Origin of the sequence: Dyella kyungheensis, from assembly GCF_016905005.1 — a bacterium.
Lineage (GTDB): Bacteria > Pseudomonadota > Gammaproteobacteria > Xanthomonadales > Rhodanobacteraceae > Dyella > Dyella kyungheensis.
The window spans coordinates 221,361-245,686 of record NZ_JADIKC010000007.1 but is presented as its reverse complement, the minus strand read 5'-3'; the positions used below and the strand labels follow the sequence as shown (position 1 = coordinate 245,686).

22 protein-coding genes and 1 riboswitch are annotated in these 24,326 nt (G+C 65.6%); of the genes, 19 read left to right on the top strand and 3 right to left on the bottom strand.

From position 1 onward, the window contains the following. Positions 1-37: 37 nt before the first annotated feature. From otsA to otsB, 3 genes are read right to left on the bottom strand one after another with little or no spacing between them, the layout of a single operon-like run. Positions 38-1,423 (bottom strand): alpha,alpha-trehalose-phosphate synthase (UDP-forming), encoded by a 1,386-nt coding sequence (otsA, locus tag ISP20_RS15775; protein ID WP_204637376.1) that lies wholly within the window; start codon positions 1,421-1,423, stop codon positions 38-40. Positions 1,424-1,425: 2 nt separating this feature from the next. Beyond that, positions 1,426-3,246 carry a glycoside hydrolase family 15 protein gene (locus ISP20_RS15770; protein ID WP_204637375.1) on the bottom strand — a complete coding sequence of 607 codons (1,821 nt, stop codon included), beginning with the start codon at positions 3,244-3,246 and terminating at the stop codon, positions 1,426-1,428. Beyond that, complete coding sequence (gene otsB / locus ISP20_RS15765) at positions 3,239-4,042, bottom strand: trehalose-phosphatase (protein WP_204637068.1); 804 nt, start codon at positions 4,040-4,042, stop codon at positions 3,239-3,241. Before otsB ends, ISP20_RS15770 begins: the two co-directional genes overlap by 8 nt. A 201-nt stretch (positions 4,043-4,243) precedes the next feature. Here otsB and clpB point away from each other — a divergent pair, with 201 nt between their 5' ends. The 19 genes from clpB to ISP20_RS15670 all read left to right on the top strand — a co-directional run bounded on the left by clpB (position 4,244) and on the right by ISP20_RS15670 (position 24,296). Further along, positions 4,244-6,826, top strand: coding sequence for an ATP-dependent chaperone ClpB (gene clpB, locus ISP20_RS15760; protein WP_204637067.1), 2,583 nt, complete (start codon positions 4,244-4,246; stop codon positions 6,824-6,826). Positions 6,827-7,570: 744 nt separating this feature from the next. Further along, a riboswitch (cobalamin riboswitch) is annotated at positions 7,571-7,809 on the top strand. Positions 7,810-7,830: 21 nt separating this feature from the next. Next, positions 7,831-9,789 carry a TonB-dependent vitamin B12 receptor gene (gene btuB / locus ISP20_RS15755; protein ID WP_204637066.1) on the top strand — a complete coding sequence of 653 codons (1,959 nt, stop codon included), beginning with the start codon at positions 7,831-7,833 and terminating at the stop codon, positions 9,787-9,789. 64 nt (positions 9,790-9,853) lie between these two features. Beyond that, positions 9,854-10,432 (top strand): hypothetical protein, encoded by a 579-nt coding sequence (locus ISP20_RS15750; RefSeq protein WP_204637065.1) that lies wholly within the window; start codon positions 9,854-9,856, stop codon positions 10,430-10,432. Positions 10,433-10,434: 2 nt separating this feature from the next. Then, entirely contained in the window at positions 10,435-11,055 is a 621-nt protein-coding gene (gene cobO, locus ISP20_RS15745) for a cob(I)yrinic acid a,c-diamide adenosyltransferase (RefSeq protein WP_204637064.1), read from the top strand. Positions 11,056-11,101: 46 nt separating this feature from the next. Next, positions 11,102-12,400, top strand: coding sequence for a cobyrinic acid a,c-diamide synthase CobB (locus tag ISP20_RS15740; RefSeq protein WP_204637063.1), 1,299 nt, complete (start codon positions 11,102-11,104; stop codon positions 12,398-12,400). Continuing rightward, a complete protein-coding gene (gene cbiB / locus ISP20_RS15735) occupies positions 12,397-13,326 on the top strand; it encodes an adenosylcobinamide-phosphate synthase CbiB (RefSeq protein ID WP_204637062.1) in 930 nt (309 codons plus the stop codon). The genes ISP20_RS15740 and cbiB overlap by 4 nt, the downstream gene beginning before the upstream one ends. Beyond that, positions 13,319-14,317, top strand: a complete 999-nt coding sequence (cobD, locus tag ISP20_RS15730; RefSeq protein WP_204637061.1) for a threonine-phosphate decarboxylase CobD — start codon at positions 13,319-13,321, stop codon at positions 14,315-14,317. The genes cbiB and cobD overlap by 8 nt, the downstream gene beginning before the upstream one ends. Then, the gene (locus ISP20_RS15725) at positions 14,314-15,795 is read left to right on the top strand and encodes a cobyric acid synthase (protein ID WP_204637060.1); all 1,482 of its coding nucleotides are present in this window, start codon (positions 14,314-14,316) and stop codon (positions 15,793-15,795) included. The genes cobD and ISP20_RS15725 overlap by 4 nt, the downstream gene beginning before the upstream one ends. Then, on the top strand, positions 15,783-16,304 hold the full coding sequence (cobU, locus tag ISP20_RS15720) for a bifunctional adenosylcobinamide kinase/adenosylcobinamide-phosphate guanylyltransferase (RefSeq protein ID WP_204637059.1): 522 nt from the start codon (positions 15,783-15,785) through the stop codon (positions 16,302-16,304). Before ISP20_RS15725 ends, cobU begins: the two co-directional genes overlap by 13 nt. After that, a complete protein-coding gene (gene cobT / locus ISP20_RS15715; RefSeq protein ID WP_204637058.1) occupies positions 16,301-17,347 on the top strand; it encodes a nicotinate-nucleotide--dimethylbenzimidazole phosphoribosyltransferase in 1,047 nt (348 codons plus the stop codon). The genes cobU and cobT overlap by 4 nt, the downstream gene beginning before the upstream one ends. Further along, the gene (locus tag ISP20_RS15710; RefSeq protein ID WP_204637057.1) at positions 17,344-17,922 is read left to right on the top strand and encodes a histidine phosphatase family protein; all 579 of its coding nucleotides are present in this window, start codon (positions 17,344-17,346) and stop codon (positions 17,920-17,922) included. Before cobT ends, ISP20_RS15710 begins: the two co-directional genes overlap by 4 nt. Continuing rightward, entirely contained in the window at positions 17,919-18,638 is a 720-nt protein-coding gene (locus ISP20_RS15705) for an adenosylcobinamide-GDP ribazoletransferase (protein ID WP_204637374.1), read from the top strand. Before ISP20_RS15710 ends, ISP20_RS15705 begins: the two co-directional genes overlap by 4 nt. A gap of 81 nt (positions 18,639-18,719) precedes the next feature. Further along, positions 18,720-19,004, top strand: coding sequence for a type II toxin-antitoxin system HigB family toxin (locus ISP20_RS15700; RefSeq protein WP_204637056.1), 285 nt, complete (start codon positions 18,720-18,722; stop codon positions 19,002-19,004). After that, positions 19,001-19,411 (top strand): helix-turn-helix domain-containing protein, encoded by a 411-nt coding sequence (locus ISP20_RS15695; protein ID WP_204637055.1) that lies wholly within the window; start codon positions 19,001-19,003, stop codon positions 19,409-19,411. The genes ISP20_RS15700 and ISP20_RS15695 overlap by 4 nt, the downstream gene beginning before the upstream one ends. A gap of 200 nt (positions 19,412-19,611) precedes the next feature. Next, positions 19,612-19,914, top strand: coding sequence for an FmdB family zinc ribbon protein (locus tag ISP20_RS15690; RefSeq protein WP_204637054.1), 303 nt, complete (start codon positions 19,612-19,614; stop codon positions 19,912-19,914). Positions 19,915-20,040: 126 nt separating this feature from the next. After that, positions 20,041-20,604, top strand: coding sequence for a DUF3011 domain-containing protein (locus tag ISP20_RS15685; RefSeq protein ID WP_275586818.1), 564 nt, complete (start codon positions 20,041-20,043; stop codon positions 20,602-20,604). 131 nt (positions 20,605-20,735) lie between these two features. After that, positions 20,736-22,508 carry an aspartate--tRNA ligase gene (gene aspS / locus ISP20_RS15680; protein ID WP_204637053.1) on the top strand — a complete coding sequence of 591 codons (1,773 nt, stop codon included), beginning with the start codon at positions 20,736-20,738 and terminating at the stop codon, positions 22,506-22,508. A 306-nt stretch (positions 22,509-22,814) separates the two neighbouring features. Beyond that, the gene (locus tag ISP20_RS15675; protein ID WP_204637052.1) at positions 22,815-23,462 is read left to right on the top strand and encodes an esterase/lipase family protein; all 648 of its coding nucleotides are present in this window, start codon (positions 22,815-22,817) and stop codon (positions 23,460-23,462) included. Positions 23,463-23,561: 99 nt separating this feature from the next. After that, positions 23,562-24,296, top strand: a complete 735-nt coding sequence (locus tag ISP20_RS15670; RefSeq protein WP_204637051.1) for a YebC/PmpR family DNA-binding transcriptional regulator — start codon at positions 23,562-23,564, stop codon at positions 24,294-24,296. Positions 24,297-24,326 lie beyond the last annotated feature (30 nt).

The window sequence follows — 24,326 nt, the reverse complement described above, 5'->3', positions numbered from 1 at the left end:
ACAGGGTGCGCTCCTACAGAAGTAGGTTGGCCGCGGCTTAGCCCGCCAGGTCCCGCAAGAACGCATTGCGCCAGGCGGTCACGTCCTGCTTCTCCAGCACATCCATCATCCGGCGCCAGCGCACGCGGCGCTCGTGCAGGGACATTTCCAGCGCGATGCCCAGCGCCTCGGCCACTTCCTCGGTATCGGCTGGATTGACCAGCAACGCATCGCGCAATTCCTGTGCCGCGCCGGCGAAGCGCGACAACACCAGTACGCCCGGATCGTCCGGATTCTGGCTCGCCACGTATTCCTTGGCGACCAGGTTCATGCCGTCGCGCAGCGGCGTTACCAGGCCTACCCGCGCGATGCGGTAGTAGCCGCTGAGCAGGCTGTGCGGGAACGAGTTGTTGACGTAGCGGATCGGCACCCAGTCCGGCGCGGCATACATGCCGTTGATGTGGCCGGCCATGCGTTCGAGTTCGCGGCGGATCTGGCGGTATTCCGGCACGCCGCCGCGCGAGGGCGGCGCGATCTGCAGGAAGGTCACTTTGCGATGCAATTGCGGCGAACGCTCAAGCAGGCGCGCATAGGCGTGGAAACGCTCGGGCAGGCCCTTGGAGTAATCCAGCCGGTCGACGCCGATGATCAGCGCACGGCCTTCCAGGCTCTGCTTGAGGTCGTTGATTTCCTCGTGCTCGTCGGCATGGCTGGCCGATTCGGCCACCTGGGCGGTATCGATGCCGATGGGAAACACCTCGGCGCGGAAGGTGCGTCCTTGCGGCGTGCGGATGCGGCCGTCGCGGCGCATGCTGGCGCCCACTTCGTAGAGGAAATATTCCTCCAGCGCACGTTGGTCGCGCGGCGTGTGCAGGCCCACCAGGTCATAGCTCGCCAGCGTTTCCAGCAACTCGCGATGACGCGGCAGTGCGATCAGCAGGCTGGCGGCCGGCAACGGCGTATGCAGGAAGAAGCCGATGCGATTGCGCACGCCGCGTTCGCGCAGCATGGCGGCCAGCGGAATCAGGTGATAGTCGTTGATCCACACCAGGTCGTTCGGCCCGATCAGTGAGATCAGCTGCTCGGCGAACAGGTTGTTGACGCGCAGATAGCCGGCCAGGTGCTTGCGGTCGTAATCGACCAGATCGGGCCGGTAATGCAGCAGCGGCCACAACGTGCGATTGGCGAAGCCATCGTAGAAATCGTCGTGATCGGTGCGGGAAAGATCGATGGTGGCGTATTCCACCACGCCATCGGATTGCTTGTGCACTTCGCTGGCGGTTTGACGAGCCACCTTGCCGCTCCAGCCAAACCACACGCCTCCGCGCTCCTGCAGGGACGCCCGCATGGCAGATGCCAGGCCGCCGGTGGCGGTCTGGTCGGGAAGGGCCACTCGGTTTGAAACCACGATCAGTCGTCCTTGACCGCTGTTTCTTCCAGCCATCATCACAGGGCGTCCTCCCAGCGTCTGGATAGACGCATCGCGGCCTGGATCAGGCCCACCATCGAATAGGTCTGCGGGAAATTGCCCCAGTGCTCGCCGTTCGCCGGCGCGATGTCTTCCGACAACAGGCCCAGGGGATTTCGTTGCGCCAGCATGTGCTCGAACATCATGCGCGCGCGCTCCCGGCGGCCGGTGGCGGCCAGCGCCTCGATGAACCAGAAGGTGCAGATGTTGAAGCTGGTTTCCGGTGCGCCGAAATCGTCGGGTGCGATGTAGCGGAACAGGTAATCGCCGCGGCCCAGCGCTTCGCCGATGGCATCGACGGTGGCGATGAAGCGCGGGTCCATGGCGTTGACGAAGCCGATGTCGGCCAGCAGCAACAGGCTCGCGTCGAGGTGTTCGCCATCGTAGGCATCCACGAACGTGCCCAGCTTTTCGTTCCACGCGCGCGCCTCGATGCGCGCGTGCAAGGCCACCGCCTCGTCGTGCCAGTAGCGGGCACGGTCGTCCAGGCCCAGTTCGGTGGCGATGTGCGCAAGGCGGTCGCAGGCGGCCCAGCACATGGCGGCGGAATAGGTGTGCACGGCGGCGCGACCGCGGTATTCCCACAGCCCCGCATCCGGCGTTTCGGCCACGCGCAGTGCCAGCTCGCCCATGCGTTCGAGGCGTCGGAAGGTGAGTTCGTTGCCGGGATGCTCCAGCCGCCGGTCGAAGAATATCTGCGCGGAGGCGAGCACCACCGAGCCGTAGACATCGTTCTGGCGTTGCCGCCAGGCGTCGTTGCCCACGCGCACCGGACCCATGCCGCGGTAGCCGGCAAGGCTGGCCACCTGCGTTTCGGGCAGTTTGTGTTCGAAGGTGATGCCAAACACCGGTCCTATCTCGTTGTCGCCATCGCTGGCGACCAGGTTGAAGACGTAGCGGATGTACTCCTCCATGCTGCGGGTGGCGCCGAGACGATTGAGTGCGCGCACGGTGAAGGCGGCGTCGCGGAGCCAGCAGTAGCGGTAGTCCCAGTTGCGTCCCGAATTGGCCGACTCGGGAATGGAGGTAGTGAGCGCGGCGACGATGGCGCCGGTCGCCTCGTATTGGCACAGCTTCAGGGTGATGGCGGCGCGGATGATCGGCTCCTGCCACTCGTACGGCACCGATAGATTGCGCACCCACTCGCGCCAATAGGTGAGCGTGTTTTCCAGCGTGTGGTGAATGAAGTCCGCCGGGCTCTCGGTGAGCGTTTCATCGGGCCCGAAGACGAAATGCGCGGGTTTCTCCAGGAAGAACGGCAGGCCGCGTTCGATCATGGTGGAAGCCACGTCGCTGGTCAGGCGCTGCACCACGCCGTCGAGCAGGAAGCGGATGTGATTGCTGCCCGCGGTGAAGTGCGGCACTTCGCTGCCGTACTTGCACAGCGGACGCAGCCGTACGCGGATGCGCGGCGAACCGCCGATGGGACGGACGCGGCGTGCGATAAGCACCGGGTGATAGAAACGTCCGCGCGTGCGAAAGCGCGGCATATAGTCGACGATCTCCACGCCCGAGCCGTGATGGTCGTACAGGCGCGTCACCAGCACCGCGGTATTGGGCATGTAGTGCTGTTCGGCGCGATCGATATCTTCCAGCTCGATCGACCAGTCGCCCCCTTCACACTGTGGCGACAGCAGCGCGCAGAAGCTCGCGTCGCCGTCGAAGCGGGGCAGGCAACACCAGACGATGCGGCCGCGCCCGTCGATGAGCGCGGCAACGCTGCCGTTGCCGATGACACCCAGTTCCAGAGACGACTTCGGCTCCGGCTTGGACTGGGGATCAGGCTGGGTGTCAGGCATTTCCTCCAGAGGAGTGGGCATGCGACAGAGCTCCATGCTTGAGTGCGTGCAGCACGCGGAACAGCCAGGCCCGCGCGGCGGCAGGCTCCGACAGCGAATAGCGGGCGAGGCTCGGTTCGCGGGAACCCACGCGAATGCTCAGTCCGCTCTGAAGATTGGCCGTGGAAAAGCCGTGTTCGTCGGTGAGATCGTCGCCGACATAGACAGGCACGCGGCCACGGAAGGGCCATGCGGACATCAGGTTGGCCACCGCCGAACCCTTGTCCATGCCCTCGGGCTTCAGTTCGATCACCATGTTGCCCGGCTGCATTTCGTAGCCGGCCAACGAAGGCAGTACCTCCCGCACACGCTCGCGCAAGCGTTCGAACAGTTGCGGCGAGGTGCGGCAATGCAGGGCGACCGCCATCCCTTTGTCTTCCACCAGCACGCCGGGAAACTCGCCGGCGATGGTGCCGGCGATGTCGCGAACCAGCGACCGGCGACTGGCGCCGATGTGCACGCCGCGATAGCGGCCGTCGACGCCGCGCAGTTCCAGCCCATGCAGACCGGCCATCGCCCACGGCGGATGGCTAAACAGATCGTCCAGGTCGTCCAGGCTGCGACCGCTCACCAGCGCAAGCGCGCCATCGAGGGTGCCGTAGAGGTCCTCGATCAGTTCGCTCAGGCGCGAATCGACATAGACGTGATCCGGATGATCGGCGAAGTCGAGCAGCGTACCGTCGACATCCAGAAACAACGCCCAGCGATCATCGACGCCTGGCAATGGCGGAGCCGGGAGAGACGGTTGGGCGGACATGGTGGAGTGGGGCACGGGGGATAGCACGAGGCCAGACTATCAAGCCAAATGTGAAGGCAAGCTCTGGGTGATTGGCAGCGCAGGCTGAAGAAATGTCGTACACCTGGCGTTGACGTGGCTTGAATCACGCGCGAGTGATCCGCATGTGTTTTTGCAGTGGCGGCGAGGGCTGCCAGATCCTATTGATCGAGGGGACACCCCATGAGGATGGACAAACTTACGTCGCGTTTTCAGCAGGCACTGGCGGATGCCCAGTCGCTTGCCGTGGGTCGCGACAACAACATGCTTGAACCGGTGCACGTGATGGCTGCGCTGCTCGACCAGCAGGGCGGCTCCACCGCGCCGTTGCTGACCCAGGCGCAGGTGAATGTGCCCACGCTGCGCCAGCGTGTGAACGAAATGGTGGAACGCCTGCCGCGCGTCAGCGGGCAGGAAGGCAATATCCATGTGGGCAACGAACTCACCCGCCTGCTCAACCTCACCGACAAGCTGGCGCAGCAGCGCGGCGATCAGTTCATCGCCAGCGAACTGTTCGTGCTGGCGGCGCTGGAAGACAAGGGCGAGCTGGGCTCGGCGCTCAAGGCGGCCGGGGCCACCAAGGCGAACGTCGAGGCGGCCATTGAGAAGCTGCGCGGCGGAGAAAAAGTGCAGAGCGAAAACGCCGAGGAGCAGCGCCAGGCGCTGGAGAAATATTGCATCGATCTCACGGCGCGCGCCGAGTCGGGCAAGCTCGATCCGGTGATCGGCCGCGACGAGGAAATCCGCCGCACCATCCAGGTGCTGCAGCGTCGCACCAAGAACAACCCGGTGCTGATCGGCGAGCCCGGCGTGGGCAAGACCGCCATCGTCGAAGGACTGGCGCAGCGCATCGTGAAGGGCGAAGTGCCCGAAGGCCTGCGTGACCGTCGCGTGCTCTCGCTGGACATGGGCGCGCTGATTGCCGGCGCGAAGTTCCGCGGCGAGTTCGAAGAGCGCCTCAAGGCGGTGCTGAACGATCTGTCCAAGCAGGAAGGTCGCGTGATCCTTTTCATCGACGAACTGCACACCATGGTCGGCGCCGGCAAGGCCGATGGCGCCATGGACGCCGGCAACATGCTCAAGCCGGCGCTCGCGCGCGGCGAGCTGCATTGCATCGGCGCCACCACGCTGGACGAATACCGCAAGTACATCGAGAAGGACGCCGCGCTGGAGCGCCGTTTCCAGAAGGTCTACGTGGGCGAGCCCAGCGTGGAGGACACCATCGCGATCCTGCGCGGCCTGAAGGAGCGCTACGCGGTGCACCACGGCGTGGAGATCACCGACCCGGCGATCGTGGCGGCAGCCACGCTGTCCAATCGCTATATCCCCGATCGCCAGCTGCCAGACAAGGCGATCGACCTGATGGACGAAGCGGCCTCGCGCATCCGCATGGAAATCGATTCCAAGCCGGAGGAACTCGATCGCCTGGAGCGCCGCCTGATCCAGCTGAAGATCCAGCGCGAGATGCTGAAGAAGGAAACCGACGACGCCTCCAGGAAGCGCCTCGCCGATCTCGACACGGACATCGAAAAGCTGGAGCGCGAATTCTCCGACCTCAACGAAATCTGGAAGTCCGAAAAGGCGGCGCTGCAGGGCGCGACCAAGGTGAAGGAGCAGATCGAGGCCGCGCGCGTCGAGCTGGAAGCGGCGCAGCGCCGGCAGGACTACGCCAAGATGAGCGAGATCCAGTACGGCAAGCTGCCCGAACTGGAAAAGCAGCTCGCTGCCGCGCAGGCCGCGGAGAAGCAGGACTTCAAGCTGGTGCAGGATCGCGTCACCGAGGAAGAAATCGCCGAGGTCGTGTCGCGCTGGACGGGCATTCCCGTCAACAAGATGCTCGAAGGCGAGCGCGACAAGCTGCTGCACATGGAAGAGGCGCTGCACAAGCGCGTGGTGGGCCAGGACGAGGCCGTGCGTGCCGTCTCCGATGCCATCCGTCGTTCGCGCGCGGGCCTGTCCGATCCCAACCGCCCGAACGGCTCGTTCCTGTTCCTCGGTCCCACCGGCGTGGGCAAGACGGAGCTGTGCAAGGCGCTGGCCGAGTTCATGTTCGACACGCAGGATGCGATGGTGCGCATCGACATGAGCGAGTTCATGGAGAAGCACTCCGTCAGCCGCCTGATCGGTGCGCCCCCGGGTTACGTGGGTTACGAGGAGGGCGGCTATCTCACGGAGGCCGTGCGTCGTCGTCCGTACAGCGTGATCCTGTTGGACGAAGTGGAGAAGGCGCATCCGGATGTATTCAACATCCTGCTGCAGGTGCTGGACGATGGTCGCCTCACCGATGGACAAGGGCGCACCGTCGACTTCCGCAACACCGTGATCGTGATGACGTCCAACCTGGGCTCCCAGATGATCCAGGAGCAGGCGGGCGACAGCGAAGCGGATTACATGCAGATGAAGGCGTCGGTGCTGGCCGTGGTGCAGGCGCACTTCCGTCCGGAGTTCATCAACCGGCTCGATGAGCTGGTGGTGTTCCGCCCGCTGGACAAGAAGCAGATCCGCAAGATCGCGCTGATCCAGCTCACCTATCTGGAGAAGCGTCTGGCCGAACGCCAGCTGCGCATGGAGATCAGCGACAAGGCGCTGGATCTGCTCGGCAACGTGGGCTTCGATCCGGTGTATGGCGCAAGGCCGCTGAAGCGGGCGATCCAGCAGCAGCTGGAGAATCCGTTGGCGCGGCAGATCCTGGAAGGGAAGTTTGCGGCGGGGGCCACCATCGTGGTGGAGGCGGAGCAGGGACATCTGGCGTTCCACACGCTGTAACGCGCTGGCGTCCTGTTGATTTGATGGTTGTAGCGCCCGTCCTATGCAAGCAGGGCGGGCGTTTTGTTTTGGACGTCCATTCAACGAGCCACCATCTGCTCCCTCTCCCCTCTGGCGAGAGGGTTGGGGTGAGGGGCCAACCTAGCCTCATTGTGTGGACGTGCCGCAGTCCTCTTTTGCTCGTCATCCCGGCGCAGGCCGGGATCCAGAGCCTCGGTACTTGGTTGTCGCTTTGCCGCGACCTGGCTCGCCTGCCGCGGGCTTCCGTCCTCCTGCCGGAGGCCGGGTCACTTTCTCTTGCTTGCCCAAGAGAAAGTAACCAAAGAGAAGGGCCCCCCGGATGACGCGCCTTCCGGGCTGCGCCCTCCAGGTGCGCGGGTGGGCTCCGGGGTTTTTCGACAGGGCATCCTGCCCTGGCGAAAAACTGGCCCGCATCCATGCGGGCCACCCTGCGGGCTTTCCTCCACCCACCCGCCGCGTCATACGGGGACCCCCGAGAGCCAAGAGCCAAGAGCCAAGAGCCAAGAGCCAAGAGCCAAGAGCCAAGAGCCAAGAGCCAGGAGCCAGGAGCTGCGGATCTACTGTGGGAGCGCACCCTGTGCGCGACAAACCTACGGAGCGGTCTCTCCAGCGCGGCTGTCGCGCACAGGGTGCGCTCCCACAGGACCGTGCGCACGAACGAAACCGGCGAGACGGCTCACCCCAAAACCTGCCTCGCCCCAGCGGCCACACGCCTCACTCTGCTACCATCCCCGGACCTGAGGTGACCCCCAGCCAGTCGGCTGGGAGTTGAAACGGGAATCCGGTGCGGCGCTTAGGCGCCTATTCCGGAGCTGCCCCCGCAACGGTAGGCAGGCGCGATCCAGATGGGGATCGGCGGAGCGACATCAGCCACTGTGCCAAGCGCATGGGAAGGCGTCGTTCCGGAAGACGTGACGTCTTCGCCCGCGAGCCCGGAGACCGGCCTTGAGGTACGACCAGACTGGCGGTGGGCCGTGTCATGGATGCCGCGCACGCGCACGGCCGCCACGCTCCTTCCGCCTGTCTATTTTCCATGCGATCCGCGCGGGCAGGCGCGGTTGAGGAGCAGTACTTTGACCATCCGACTTTCCACGATCCGTCGCTCCGTACTGGCGACGGCGCTCTTGACCATCATTTTGCCGGCGTTCGCCGACGACACCACCAATCTCGACGGCGTGGTGGTCACGGCCACGCGTACCGAGCAGACCCAGAACCTGACGCTGTCCGCGGTGACGGTGATCGACCGCGCCGATATCGAGCGCCTGCAGCCGGCCTCGCTGGGCGAGCTGTTGCGCGGCACGCCGGGCATGTCCATCGTCAACAACGGCGGTCCGGGCAAGGCCACCAGTGCGTTCCTGCGCGGCACCGAAGCCGATCATGTGCTGGTGATGATCGACGGCATCAAGATCGGTTCGGCCACGCTGGGCACGGCTGCGCTGCAGGACATCCCGCTCGAACAGATCGAACGCATCGAGATCGTGCGCGGTCCGTTCTCCAGCCTGTATGGCTCCGAAGCGATCGGCGGCGTGATCCAGATCTTCACCCGCCGCCCGGAAGGCGCGTTCGTGCCGTCCTTCAGCCTGGGCGTGGGCAGCTACAGCACGCTGACTGGTTCGGCCGGTTTTGCCGGCAAGAGTGGCGATGCCTGGTACTCGCTGGAGGCGTCGCACGACCAGACCCACGGCATCAATTCCTGTCGCGTCGGTGCGGCTGAAGTCGGCGCCGCCTGCTTTGCCGACCAGCCGGACAAGGACGGCTATCGCAACAACGCGCTGACCCTGCAGGGCGGCTACAAGTTCGATGAGCAATGGGATGCGGACGTTCGCCTGTTCCGCAGCGAAGGTCACAACTACTACGACGGCACGTATACCGACTCCGACGAGAGCGCCACGCAGATCGTGGGCGGCAGCGTGCACTATCGACCGGCGTCCAACGTGAAGCTCACGCTCAGCCTCGGCACCAGCGGCGACTTCAGCAAGGACTTCTACCAGGGCGTCTACGTCGATCGCTTCGACACGCACCGCGACATCGGCACGCTGCAGGCGGATGTCGGCTTCTGGGGCGGCTTGCTCAGCACGGGCTTCGACTGGCAGCGCGACCAAGTGGACAGCACGGCAGGCTACAACAATGCATTCACCGGCTTGCCGGTCGACAGCCGCATCGATCGCGGCGTGTTCGCGCAGTGGCAGCAGACCTTTGGCAGCCAGTCCGTGCAGGCCAGCGTGCGCCACGACGACAACAGCCAGTTCGGCAGCAAGAACACCGGCAGCGTGCTGTGGGGCTGGGACTTCACCCAGACCCTGCGCCTCACCGCCAGCTACGGCACCGCGTTCAAGGCGCCGACCTTCAACGATCTGTACTACCCGTACTACGGCAATCCGGATCTGAAACCCGAGCGCTCGAAGAATATCGAGCTGGGTTTGCGCGGCAACTACGGGTGGGGCTACTGGTCGTTGAATGCGTTCCGCAACAACGTGACCGACCTGATCACCTACGACGCAGCGACGCAGGCACCGGGCAATGTGGACGAGGCACGCATCCGCGGTGCGGAAGGCGTGGTGAGCGGACACGTGCTGAGCTGGCTGGTGACGGGTACGGCCACCTGGCTGGATCCGCGCGACGAATCGGCCGCCTACGAAGGCAACCTGTTGCCGCGCCGTGCGCGCCAGACCGGCAACATCGATCTCGATCGCAGCTTCGGCGACTTCAGCGTGGGCGGCACCTGGTATGTCTCGGGCCGTCGCTACGACGACCTGGCCAACCAGCATCCGCTGGGCGGCTATGCCATCACCAACCTGCGCGTGGCGTATGCCATCTCGCGCGACTTCAAGCTGCAGCTGGCGCTCAACAATGCCTTCGGCAAGGACTACGAGACCGCCTGGTACTACAACCAGCCGGGTCGTAACTACATGTTGACCCTGCGTTATCAGCCTGCGCAGTAAGCCATGACGCCGGGGCCTGCAAGGGTCTCGGCGTTTTTCGATGCCTTCGATCAGGAGTCGTTTCGTGAAAGCACTCTCCGGTTCCCGTTTCAACGCGCTGTGGCTGGTCTTGGTGGCGGTGATGATCGCCACCCGCTTCAAGCATTTCGGCGACATGCTGCATCTGCCTGATGCTTCGATGGCGGTGTTCTTCCTGGGCGGTCTGTATCTGCGCAGGCATTGGACGTTCGTGGCGATGGTGCTGCTCGCCGTGGCGCTGGACTGGGTGTCCATCAGCTATGCCGGCGTGAGCGATTTCTGCGTGACGCTGGCCTACTCGTTCCTGCCCCTGGCCTATGCGGTGCTGTGGTACGCCGGCCGCTGGTATGCGCCGCGCGTGGATCAGGGCGCGCTGTCGCTGCTGGGCGCGTTTGGCGTGGCGTTGGTGGCGGCGGTGCTGTCCTTCGCGGTTTCCAACGGTTCGTTCTATTGGCTGGGCGGCCGTTATGCGCAACCGCATATGACCGAATACCTGTCGCGCCTGTGGCAGTGGGGTCCGCTGTTCATGCGCACCACGATCAGTTATGTCGCCGTGGCGCTGGTGCTGCATGCGGTGATCGCGCGCATGGCCTCCGCTTCCGCGGCGCATGAAAAGGAGGCCTGAGCATGAGCGACACGCCCGAACAGACCGATCCGGAAGAACGCCACCGCGAGCGCATGCAGCGCAAGAAGGAGCTGGTCGACCGGAAGATCGCCCGCGCCACCATCGAACGCGGCGTGCTGGTGGTGAATACCGGCAACGGCAAGGGCAAGAGTTCGTCGGGCTTCGGCATGCTGGCGCGTTCGCTGGGGCACGGTTTTCGTTGCGGCGTGGTGCAGTTCATCAAGGGCAGTTTTTCCACCGGCGAAGAAGCGTTCTTCCGCCGCTTTCCCGACGAGCTCGATTACCACGTGATGGGCGAAGGCTATACCTGGGAAACCCAGGACAAGGCGCGCGATATCGAGGCGGCGGAAGCGGCATGGAAGGTGGCGGCCGATATGCTGGCCGATGCCTCGATCGACTTCGTGCTGCTCGATGAACTCAACATCGCCCTGGTGAAGGGCTATGTCGACGTGGCGAAGGTGTGCGAAGCGCTCAAGGCGCGTCCGCCGCAGCAGCACGTGGTGATCACCGGTCGCGGAGCGCCGGACACACTGGTGGAACTGGCCGATACGGTGACCGAGATGCGCCTGGTGAAGCACGCGTTCCAGGCGGGCATCAAGGCGCAGAAGGGCATCGAGCTCTGACGCATTTTCCCTGCTGAAGCATGCGAGTGAACGACCGGAGTCGGCGATGAGCGATACGAACACATCCTGTCCCGCGCTGCTGATCTCGGCACCCGCATCGGGACAAGGCAAGACCTCGGTGACCGCTGCGCTGGCGCGCTGGCATGTGCGCCAGGGCCGGCGTGTGCGCGTGTTCAAGACCGGCCCCGACTTTCTCGATCCGATGGTGCTGGAGCGCGCCAGCGGCGCGCCCGTGTACCAGCTCGATCTATGGATGAACGGCGAGGACGACGTGCGCGCGCGCTTGCATGAAGCGGCCGGCGACGCGGATCTTTTGCTGATCGAAGGCGTGATGGGCCTGTTCGATGGCGGCCTGTCGAGCGCCGACCTGGCGCAGCGCTTTGGCGTGCCTGTGCTGGCCGTGATCGACGGCTCGGCGATGGCGCAGACGTTCGGTGCCCTGGCCTTGGGTCTGGCCAACTATCGCGAAGGGCTCCTTGTGCACGGCGTTGCCGCCAATCGTGTCGGCAGCGCGTATCACGCGCAGTTGCTCGCAGGCAGTGTGCCGTCCCATCTGCATTGGCTGGGTGCGTTGCCGCGCGATGCGTCGCTGGCATTGCCCGAGCGGCATCTGGGCCTGGTGGCGGCCGGCGAACTGGGCGATATCGATGCGCGGCTGGACGCGTTGGCGGACGCCTGGGCAACCCATGCTTCCGCCGAGCTTCCCACGCCCGTGGCCTTTCCTGCGGCATCGCGCGCTTCGGTACCGGCCACGCTGCACGGCTGCCGCATCGCCATCGCCCGCGATGCGGCCTTCTGCTTTCTGTATCCGGCCAACCTCGATCTGTTGCGCGAGGCGGGCGCCGAGTTGCGCTTCTTCTCGCCGCTGGCCGGTGAGCCGCTGCCGGAGTGCGACGCCGCGTGGCTGCCGGGCGGCTATCCGGAATTGCATCTGCCGGCGCTCGCCGCGAACGATGCGCTGCGCCATGCCTTGCACGATCACGTGAATGCGCGCCGGCCCTTGCTCGCCGAATGCGGCGGCATGCTTTACGCGCTGGACTCCCTTGCCGGAACCGATGGCGTCGCTTTTCCCATGGCGGGTCTGTTGCGCGGCCATGCAGCGATGCAGGCGCGGCTGGGTGGATTGGGCATGCAGTCGATCGGCCTGCCCGAAGGTGAGTTGCGCGGCCACACCTTCCACTACGCCCTTGCGCAGATCGGCGAGGCGCCACTGGCCATGGCGACGAATCCGGATGGCGGTCCCAGCCGGGAGGGCGTGTACCGGCGCGGACGCTTCACCGCGAGCTTCATGCACCTGTACTTTCCCTCGAATCCCACCGCTGCAGTGGCGTTGTTCCAGCCATGACAATGGCCCTGGCCATGGTCGCAGCGGTGCTGCTGGATGCGTGGCTGGGCGAGCCGCGGCGGTTCCATCCCTTGGTGGCGTTTGGACGTCTGGCGAACTTCGTCGAATCGCGCCTTTATCGCGACCGTCGCTCGTCGGGTATCGCATCGTGGTGCGCGGTCGTGCTGCCCGTCGTGTTCGCTGCCTGGGCGTTCGGCGCATGGCTCATGCATGTCGCGCCGTGGCTGTGGTTCGTCTATCAGGCTGTAGTGCTTTATCTGGTGATCGGTCTGCGCAGCTTGAGCGATCACGCCATGCCAGTGGCTCGCGCACTCGAAGCGGGCGATATCCTCGGTGCGCGAACGGCCGTTGGGCGCATGGTGAGTCGCGACACGGTGTCGCTGGACGACGTGCAGGTCGCCGCCGCGGCGACCGAATCGGTGCTGGAGAACGGCAACGATGCCGTGTTCGGCGCGCTGTTCTGGTTCGCTGTGCTGGGTGTGCCGGGCGCTGTGTTGTACCGGCTGGCCAATACGCTGGACGCCATGTGGGGTTATCGCAACGCGCGCTATGAGTGCTTCGGCTGGGCGGCGGCGCGCTTCGATGACGTACTCAACTTCCTGCCGGCGCGCTTGACCGCGCTCAGCTATGGATTGCTGGGCGATGCGGCGCGCGCATGGCGTTGTTGGCGCGTACAGGCGCCGCAATGGGACAGCCCCAATGCGGGCCCGGTGATGGCTGCCGGTGCCGGCGCGCTGGGCGTGTGCCTTGGCGGTGCCGCGCCTTACGACGGCGTGTGGGAACCCCGGCCAGCACTGGGCGAAGGCGAGCCCGCCGATGCGCGTTCCATCGTGCGCGCGCTGCAGCTGGTTCGTCGCGGCGTGATGTTGTGGCTGGCCGTGATGGTTGTGCTCGGCATCGTCCGTTGGGGAGCCTCGCATGCTTGAGCACGGCGGACGCCTGCTGCGAGCGGCGCAGACCTATGGCATGGCGCCCGATGCATGGCTGGATCTTTCCACCGGCATCAGTCCGTTCGGATGGCCGGTGCCGCCGATTCCTGCGTCGGTGTGGCAGCGACTCCCGGAAGATGACGATGGTCTGATGGAAGTTGCCTGTGCGTATTACGGAGCGAAGCATCTGTTGCCCGTGGCCGGATCGCAGGCTGCCATCCAGGCGCTGCCCGCGCTGCGGCAGGCTTCACGCATTGGCGTGATCGCTCCCGGATACAAGGAGCACGCGCATGCATGGCGTCGTACAGGACACGTTGTCGAAACGGTGCCGGCGTCCGTGTTGCTTGCGGAGGCCTCGCGCTTCGACGTGATCGTGCTGATCCATCCGAACAATCCCGCGGGCGATCGTTTCGAGCGCGCAGCTTTGTTGGCCTGCCACGCGTCGCTCGCCGCACGCGGCGGCTGGCTGCTGGTCGACGAAGCCTTCATGGATGCCACGCCGGACGACAGCCTGTGCCGTGAAGCCCATCGCGAGGGACTGATCGTGCTCCGCTCGGTCGGCAAATTCTTCGGGTTGGCGGGCGCGCGCGCCGGATTTGTCGCGGCGCATCCCACACTGCTCGAACGACTACGCGAACAGCTCGGGCCGTGGACATTGAACGGGCCGGCACGTCATGTGCTCACGCAGGCGCTGGCCGATCGCGTGTGGCAGTCGAGCGCGCGCGAGTGGCTGCACGCAGCGAGCGACAGCCTCGCGGCCGTATTGTCACGCCATGGCTTGTTACCTACTGGGGGCAGCGCCTTCTTCCAATGGTGGCAGGACGCACGCGCCGAGCACGTGCACGTGGCATTGGCGAAGCAGGGCATCCTGACCCGGCTATTCAATGCGCCCGCCAGCCTGCGTTTCGGCTTGCCCGCCGATGCGTCTGCGTTGCAGCGACTCGACCGCGCGCTCGGCACGTTGAACTTCAAGGAATCATCGCCATGACCGCCAGCGTACTGATGGTGCAGGGCTGTACCTCCGATGCAGGCAAGAGCACGCTGGTCGCCGCGTTGTGCCGTTGGGCGTATCGACGTGGCATGTCGGTGGCGCCGTTCAAGCCGCAGAACATGGCGCTCAATTCCGCGGTCACCGTGGACGGCGGCGAGATCGGCCGGGCGCAGGCGGTGCAGGCGCAAGCCGCCGGCCTGTTGCCGCACACCGACTTCAACCCGGTCTTGCTCAAGCCCAACAGCGACATCGGCGCGCAGGTGATCGTGCACGGGCATCCGGTGGCGAACATGGACGCGCGCCACTACCACGACTACAAGCGCATCGCGATGGATGCCGTACTCGCCTCGCATCACCGTCTGGCCAACCGCTACGACGCCGTGATCGTCGAAGGCGCGGGCAGTCCGGCCGAGATCAACCTGCGCGATCGCGACATCGCCAACATGGGTTATGCCGAAGCCGTCGACTGCCCGGTGATCCTGATCGCCGACATCGATCGCGGGGGCGTGTTCGCGCACCTCGTCGGCACCCTGGCACTGCTTTCGGAAAGCGAGCGGGCACGCGTCGTCGGTTTCGTGATCAATCGTTTTCGCGGCGACATGGCGCTGCTGCAGCCGGGGCTGGATTGGCTGGAGCGCGAAACGGGCAAGCCGGTGCTTGGTGTATTGCCCTATCTCCACGGGCTGCAGTTGGAAGCGGAGGACGCCTTGCCCCGCGAGACGGCCCGCAAGCAGGCCGCGCGCCTGCGGGTGCTGGTGCCGGCATTGCCGCGCATCAGCAACCACACCGACTTCGACGCCTTTGGCGCCCATGCGGAGGTGGACTTTCGTTTCATCGGCCCGGACGAAACCCATCCGCCCGCGGATCTGATCGTCCTGCCCGGGTCCAAATCCACCCGCGCGGACCTCGCCTGGCTGCGCGCCCAGGGCTGGAACGAAACCATCACACGGCATCTACGCTACGGGGGGAAAGTGATCGGCATCTGCGGCGGCTTCCAGATGCTGGGGCGGTTCGTGCATGATCCTCAGGGCATCGAGAGCGAGCCGGGCTCGAGCGCTGGACTGGGCTGGTTGCAGATGGAGACCACGCTGGAGGCGCGCAAGCAGTTGCGCCGCGTGGAGGGGAAACTGGTCCTTGGGGATTCGCGGGTGAGCGGCTATGAAATCCACTGCGGCGTCAGTCGCGGTGCAGCACTGGGGCAACCGGCCAGCTGGCTCGGTGCGGGCGAGCCGGACGGCGCGCTGACGCCGGACGGGCAGATCCTCGGCACCTATATGCACGGCCTGTTCGACGAACCGCAGGCGCTCGCCGCATTGCTGGGCTGGGCCGGCCTGCGCGATGCCGCGCCGCTGGACATGCATGCTTTGCGCGAAGCGAGCATCGATCGCCTGGCCGACGCGGTCGAAGCGCATCTCGATATTTCCGCCTTGCAGCGTCTGCTGCAACCCAGGGAGCGCACGCCATGCGCACCCTGATCCTGGGCGGCGCGCGCTCCGGCAAGAGCGCGCTGGCCGAACGGCTGGCGACCGAATCCGGCCACGAGGTGGTCTACATCGCCACCGCGCAGGCGCATGACGAAGAGATGGCTGCACGCATTGCGCATCATCGCGCGCAGCGTCCGCCTCACTGGCTCAGCGTCGAAGAACCGCTGGCACTCGCCGATGCACTGCAGACGCATGCGCGGCCCGGCCGCTGCGTGCTGGTCGACTGCCTCACGCTCTGGCTCAGCAATTTGCTGGGCCATCCCGATAGCGAACATTTCAAGCGCGAACGCGACGCGCTCCTGCACCTGCTGCCTTCGTTGAAGGGGCAGGTGTTGCTGGTCAGCAACGAAGTCGGCATGGGCGTGGTGCCCATGGGCGAGCTGACGCGGCGATTCGTGGATGAAGCCGGACGGCTGCACCAGTTGCTCGCGGCGCAATGCGAGCGGGTGGTGCTGGTGGTCGCCGGTTTGCCGATGCCTCTTAAAGGAAGCCTTACATGAGCCAAGACTGGCTGACCGAACCCTGCTTCGCCATCGACGAAGAGAGCCGCCAGCGTGCGCTCGATCATCAGGCGCAGCTGACCAAGCCGCCGGGCTCGCTGGGCACGCTGGAAACGCTGGCCGTGCGGCTGGCCGGCATGCAGCACGTGGCGATGCCCACGCTGCAGTCCGTGTGGATCAGTATTTTTGCGGGCGACCACGGCGTGGCCGCCGAAGGCGTGTCGGCGTTTCCGCAGGTCGTCACCGGCGAGATGATCCGCAACTTCGCCAACGGCGGCGCGGCCATCAGCGTGCTGGCGCGCAGTCTCGGCGCGATGCTGGAAGTGGTGAACCTGGGCACGGTGAACGATCCGGGCGAACTGCCCAACGTGCGTCGCGCCATCATCGCGCCGCAGACCGGCAATTTCTGCGAGCGACCGGCGATGAGCGCCGTGCAACTGGATCTGGCCTTGCGCGCCGGTGCCGACAGCGCGCAGGCAGCGCAGGACGCCGGCGCGAAGCTGTTCATCGGTGGCGAGATGGGCATCGCCAACACCACCTCCGCTGCCGCGCTCGCCTGCGGTCTCCTGCGCGAATCGCCCAGGGCGCTGGCCGGTGCAGGCACCGGCCTGGACGCAGCGGGCATCCAGCACAAGGTCGCGGTGATCGAACGCGCGCTGGCGTTGTATCCGGCCGATGACGATGCGTTGTCGTGGTTGGGTCGCGTCGGTGGCTTCGAGATTGCGGCCTTGTGCGGTGCGTATATCGGCGCGGCGCAGCGTGGTATTCCAGTGCTGGTCGACGGCTTCATCACCACGGCGGCGGCGCTGGCCGCGGTGCGTATCCATCCGGCGTGCCGCCAGTGGATGTTCTTCGCGCATCGTTCGCAGGAGCGCGGTCATGCGCGCCTGCTGTCCGTGCTGGAGGCCGATCCGCTGCTCGATCTGGGCTTGCGCCTGGGCGAGGGTAGCGGTGCGGCCACCGCTGTTCCGCTGATGCGACTGGCCTGCGAGCTGCACTCGCGCATGGCGACCTTCGCGCAGGCGGGAGTGAGCAGCGCATGACCGGCAAGCACGTTGGCATCGATCTGTTGCGCCACGGCGATACCGGGCAGCGCAGCTATCGCGGCCAACTCGACGATGCGCTCAGCCCACTGGGTTGGAGCCAGTTGCGCGCGGCGATTTTCGGCCGCAGCTGGGATGCCATCGTCAGCTCGCCGCTGCGTCGTTGCGCGGAGTTCGCGCAGGACTTGGCGCGCGCGCGGCGCGTGCCGATGCGCCTCGATCCGCGGCTGGCGGAATACCACTTCGGCCAATGGCAGGGCGTGCCGATCGAAACCCTGGCCCAGGAGCAGGGTGACGCGCTGGCCAACTTCTGGAGAGATCCGGTCGCCCATCCGCCGCCGGGTGCCGAATCCTTTGCCGGTTTTCGCGAGCGTCTTTGCGCTGCCTTGAACGATGTCGGCGAAGCGGCGGAAACCCAGCGCGTGCTGGTGGTGACGCATGGCGGGGCGATCCGCCTGCTGCGTTGCGAAGCGGAAGGCCGCGACTTCGGCGAGATGGCGAATATCGAGGTGCCGCACGCATCGCTGCATGCGTTGCAGTGGGTGCCCCCCACCGGCACGCGGGCCAAGGCCTGATGCGCGGATTGTTTGCCGCCATCGGCTTTCTCACCCGTATACCGGTGCCGGCGCGGGTGTTCGCTGGCGCGTCGTCGCCGTCGGCGCAGCTGGCTTGGTATCCCGCCGTGGGCTTGTTGATCGGCGGCCTGCTGTGGTGCCTGGGCTGGTTGCTGTCCGGCGCGGAGCCCATGCTCGCGGGGGGACTGTTGCTGGTGGCGTGGGTGGCGCTCACGGGTGCGCTGCACCTGGACGGGCTGGCCGATAGCGCGGATGCCTGGGTCGGCGGCCTGGGCGATCGCGAGCGCACGCTGAGCATCATGAAAGATCCGCGCAGCGGCCCCATCGGCGTCACGGCGATCGTGCTGGTGCTGCTGTTGAAGTTCGTGGCGCTGGCAAGCGTGCCGCAGCCGTCGGCGATGCTGTGGCTGGCGCCCTTGCTGGGACGCGCACTGCTCACGACGGCGTTCATGACCACGCCCTATGTGCGCAGCGGCGGACTGGGCAGCGCCCTGGTAGGCGAATCGCGCATCGCTTGCGGCATGGCGCTGCTGCTCACCGCGATCGTCGCGCTGTTCGCCGGCTGGCACGGCTTGCGGGCCATCGTGGTGGCCGCGCTGGTCTTCGCCTGCTGGCGCTGGTCCTGCATGCGCCGGCTTAGCGGCATGACCGGCGATACCTGCGGCGCCTTGACCGAACTCACCGAGGCGGCCGTGCTGGTGGCGCTGGCGCTCTAGTTTCGGAAGATATAACGGATTGCTATTGACAATATCGCAATTTGCGATATTTTTGTCCCGAACTCTCAGGGATGAGCTGCTGTGCGAGTGATATCAAACAAGCGGCTGGCCGTGTTTGGAGCGGCTCATCCCGATGCCGATGGCCCGCTGCAGATCTGGCGGAAGCTGATGGAAGGCAATCAGTTCTACAGCTTTCACGATCTTCGCCGGACGTTCGGATCGATGGATATCTACGAAGAGAAGTACATCTTCGATATCCGCGGGAATCACTATCGCATCGTCACTGGCATCAGCTTCAGCCAGCAGGTCTGCTACACAAAGCACGTGCTGACCCACGCCGAGTACAACAAAGGAAAATGGAAATGAGCGCGCTTGCTCTTGCCACCCTTGCCGAAGCCTGGGAGACCTTTCAGGAGGTCACTTGCGTGCGCCACATCGCCAGTGAACAAGACTACGACGAGGCAACCCGGATCGCCGATGCCCTGCTCGAAGAAGGCGCCATGGATGAGGCGCACCCGCAGCATTCGTTGTTCATGACGGTGAGCGACCTGATCTATGCCTACGACCAGGCGCACTACCCGCAGCCTCATGTGCGCGGTGTCGACGTCGTGCGCTTCCTGATGGATCAACACCATCTCACGCAGAATCAGCTGCCGGAGATCGGTCGCCAGAGTGTGGTGTCCGAGATTCTGGCCGGTAAGCGCAGCTTGACGGTGGAGCACATTCGAAACCTCTCCGAGCGCTTCTCGGTGAACCCCGGAGTGTTCTTCTAGGCGTGCAGCCTGGAACCTGAGAAAGCGAGCGCGAGCCGAGATTCTTCACTGCGCTTCCGGCCTCGCATCCTTGCTGCCGGGTGCACTGCAGCCGGTCGCACTATCATTGAATTCGCGCCGTTCGCCTCGATAATGGCCGATTGTCGCCGCCCGCGGCCGGAGCCTGATGCCGGCGCGGCGGCTGATCCTGTGGAGTGTCCATGCCTATCTACGAATTCGAATGCAGCAGCTGCGGCCACCGGTTTGACCGCCTGCAGAAGATCTCCGACCCCGATCCGTCGGTGTGCCCGGCCTGCGACGTGGCTGAAGTGAAGCGTCGCCTGAGCGCGCCGGGCTTTCGCCTGGCCGGTAGCGGTTGGTACGAAACCGACTTCAAGAAGGACGGCGACAAGAAGCGCAACCTGGCCGGCGACAGCGGGGCTCAGTCGACCTCGTCGAGCTCCGCCGGAACCAGCGCATCGACCGCTTCCAGCGGGTCGTCGGGTTCGTCCGGCGAGAGCTGACGGGCCGGCCGTCTGAACGCCGGATAGCCGGCCGGCAGGTTTCTACGAAACAGTCGCAAGATATTCAATTCCGGTTGAAGATATCCCCACTAGCGTGACAAGCCGTCACATGAAGGAGTGGGGTCGATGTTCCGGATACGAACTGGCTTGATGGGTGTGGCGACGGGCCTTGTGGCCGGCCTTTTGTGGATGTCCGCTCCGGTCGCCCAGGCGCAGGGGCGCGACCAGGTGCGCTGCGGCAGCGACGACGGCCGCTTTACGCGTTGCCAGGTGCCGTGGCGCGATGCCGAAATGATCCGGCAGGAATCGAACAGCCCGTGCATCCGCGGGCAGACCTGGGGCGTCGATCGCGGTGGCCTGTGGGTGGATCGCGGCTGCCGCGCGCAGTTCGTCGAAATGGGACGCGGAGGCGGTGGCTATTACCCGCCGCCGGGTTATCGACCGCCGCCGGATCAGGGGGGCTGGCGTCCGGGTCCCGACTGGGATCGCGAGATCCGCCTGCAGTGCGAAAGCAACGACAAGCAGTACCACTTCTGCCAGGTGGACGTGGGCGCGCGCGGCAATGCCGTGTTGGTGCGACAGTTGTCCGGATCGGCTTGCCAGCAGGGTTACAGCTGGGGCTGGAATCGCGCCGGCGTGTGGGTTTCCAAGGGCTGCCGCGGCCTGTTCTCGGTCAATCGCCGCTGGTAGTCGGGTGAAACACGGGCCTGGGCGCGGTCTTCGGGCCGCGCCCGGCGTCCGCCGCCGGGGCTGCCGGTGTTAACATTCCGGGTCTTCTTGTCCACGCATCACGCCGCTAGTCGGCCCGGAGTTCCAAGCGCATGCGCACGCATTTTTGCGGCCTCATCGATGAGGCACTGGTCGGCCAGACCGTCACCCTGTGTGGTTGGGTCAACACCCTTCGCCTGCAGAGCCACGTGGCTTTCGTCGACCTGCGCGACCACGAGGGCCTGGCCCAGGTGGTGATCGAGCGCGAGAACGCCGAGGCGTTCGCGGTGGCCAACGAGATCGGCAACGAATACTGCCTGCGCGTCACCGGCACCATCCGCAAGCGCCTGTCGGTCAACGACAAGCTGCGCACCGGCACGGTGGAGCTGCTGGCCGACACGGTCGAGATCCTCAATGCCGCGAAGGATCTGCCGTTCGCGATGCACGAGAATCCGAACGAAGACATGCGGATGACCTACCGCTATCTCGACCTGCGCCGCCCCGACATGCAGAAGATGATGCGCCGTCGCATCAAGCTGGTGCAGTCGCTGCGCCGCTATCTGGATGCGGCCGGTTTCCAGGACATCGAAACGCCGATCCTGACCAAGGCCACGCCCGAAGGCGCGCGCGACTACCTGGTGCCCAGCCGCGTGCATCCGGGCCAGTTCTACGCGCTGCCGCAGTCGCCGCAGCTGTTCAAGCAGATCCTGATGATGGCCGGTTTCGACCGCTACTATCAGATCGCCCGCTGCTTCCGTGACGAAGACCTGCGCGCCGATCGCCAGCCGGAATTCACCCAGCTCGACCTCGAATTCGCCTTCGTCGAAGAGAAGGACGTGCAGGATTTCGTCGAGGAACTGATCCGCCACGTGTTCAAGGAAGTGGTGAACGTCGAGCTCGACGCGGTCTTCCCGCGCATGACCTGGGCCGAGGCGATGCGTCGCTTCGGTTCGGACAAGCCGGACCTGCGCATTGCGCTGGAACTGGTCGACATCGCCGACGCGGTCAAGCACGTGGAGTTCAAGGTGTTCGCCGAACCGGCCAACGCCGACAACGGTCGCGTGGCCGCGTTGCGCGTGCCGGGCGGCGCCAGCTTCACCCGCAAGGAAATCGACCAGCTCACCGAATACGTGGCCAAGTACGGCGCCAAGGGCCTGGCCTGGTTGCGCGTGGACGATCTGTCCAAGGGCCGCGACGGCATCAATTCGCCGGTGGCCAAGTTCCTCGACGACAAGGCGCTGGAAGGCGTGCTCAAGCTCACCGGTGCCGAGAGCGGCGACATGGTGTTCTTCGGCGCGGGCGCGTGGAAGGCAGTCACCGATTTCATGGGCGCGCTGCGCCTGAAGGTCGGCAAGGATCGCGGTCTGGTCGAAAACAGCTGGAAGCCGCTGTGGGTCACCGACTTCCCGATGTTCGAATACGACGAGGAAGAGAAGCGCTTCGTCGCCCTGCATCATCCGTTCACGGCGCCGAAGGTGGACGACATCGCCGAGTTGCGCGCGAACGCGTCCAACGCGGTGAGCCGCGGTTACGACATGGTGCTCAACGGCGCCGAGATTGGCGGCGGTTCCATCCGTATCCATCGCCCGGACATGCAGAGCACGGTGTTCGATCTGCTTGGCATCACCCCGGAAGAGGCCGAGATGAAGTTCGGCTTCCTGCTCAAGGCGCTGAAGTTCGGCGCGCCGCCGCACGGCGGCCTGGCCTTCGGCATCGACCGCATCGCGGCGCTGATGGCGGGCACGGAATCGATCCGCGACGTGATCGCCTTCCCCAAGACCACCAGCGCGCAGGACTTGATGACCGACGCACCGTCGCCGGTCGGCGAGTCGCAGCTCAAGGAGCTGCACGTGAAGGTGGCGGCGGAGGCGAAGACGGCTGGGTAAGAAAGCGCCCGGTTCGTTCGCGCGTCATTCCGGCGCAGGCCGGAATCCAGTGGCGAACGAGCAGGGCTTTCGCGTCGAGCCCCAAAAGCATGCGTGGCCACGCGAAAGGCGCCCACTGGCGTCCTGGATTCCGGCCTGCGCCGGAATGATGGGCAAAAGATCGCATGCTCAAGCGTCGCGACGCGAAGGCATCCGCGCACTGCGTCGCGGCCCGGTCGCAACTTTTTGTGCACAATGGACTCTTCAGGATGACCGGGCTGCAAAAGCCCGGTGGTTCCCGTCGTCGATGAATGTCCCTTACGCGCCATGACCGATCACGTCATTCTCCTGCACGGCCTCTGGATGCGCGGTTTCGCGCTCTTGCTGCTGCATCGGCGAATGATGGAGGCGGGTTTTCGCGTGCATCGTTTCGACTACATGAGCGTGGCCGCCTCGCAGCCGCGCATCCTCAACAGCCTGCAGGCACAGATCCACGAACTGGGACAGGACGCCCATCGGGTGCATCTGGTCGGGCACAGCCTGGGCGGTTTGCTGGCGCTGCAGGCCTGCGTGGACGTGGCCTTGCCGCCGGGGCGTGTGGTCTGTCTAGGCTCGCCGCTCAAGGGCAGCGCGGCAGCGCGTCGGTTTGCCGGCATGGGGCGGGGTGGCGAGGTGTTGCTCGGCCACAATCGCGAACTGCTGGAAAACGGCCTGGACCACTGGAACGGTGAGCGCGAGGTTGGCGTGATTGCCGGCAAGGTGTCACTGGGCCTGGGTGCCATGATCGGCCAGTTCGACGGCGACAACGATGGCTGCGTGACGGTCGAGGAAACCTGCCTGCCGGGCATCGCCGACCATTGCGCCATCGAGACCAACCACACCGGCCTGCTGTTTTCGCAGGAGGCCGCGCGACAGGTCACCCAGTTCCTCCAGCAAGGCGCGTTCGACCACGCGGAGAGCTTGAACAGGCTCTGAGCCCGCCTGGCAACTCACTTTGAGTGCCGCTTGCCCGTCCGACACCGTGAAGCGATACAATTCGCGGCTTGTCCGTTCACCAGATTTGCAGGAAGTGCCATGGGTAGAGGCCCGTCCATCGAAGGTCGCAAGAACGCCGAAGACGCCAAGCGCGCCAAGGTGTTCACCAAGCTGATCCGCGAAATCACCGTGGCAACACGCGCCGGCGTCGCCGATCCGTCCGCCAATCCGCGCCTGCGCTCGGCGGTGGACAAGGCGTTGTCGGCGAACATGACCAAGGACACCATCGAGCGCGCGATCAAGCGCGGCTCGGGTGCCGACGGCGGCGCGGCGATGGAAGAGCTGCGCTACGAGGGCTACGGCCCGGCCGGCATCGCGCTGATCATCGACTGCTTCACCGACAACCCGACCCGCACCGTGGCCGACGTGCGCCACGCGCTGACCAAGCATGGCGGCAACCTGGGCACCTCCGGTTCCGTGGCATTCCAGTTCGCCCGCGTGGGTGAGCTGGTATTCGCCACCGGCGGCGATGAAGCCGCCGAGGAAAAAGTGCTGGAGGCCGCACTCGAAGCAGGCGCCGACGACGTGGTGAACGAGAACGGCGAAAGCACCGTGCTGTGCGCGCCGGAAAACTTCGAAGCCGTGCAGCAGGCGCTGGCCGCGGCCGGTCTGCACGCGGAGCACGCCGGCGTCGGCATGCGCCCGAGCAACCGCTTGCCGGTACCCGGCGAGGCGCTGGAGTCGCTGCTTGACCTGCTGGAGAAGCTCGACGGGCTCGACGACGTCAGCGAGGTCTCGCACAACGCCCTGCTGCCTGCCGAGGCCGCCGGCTAAGTACGCGGCTGTCACCGGCCCGCGGCGAGC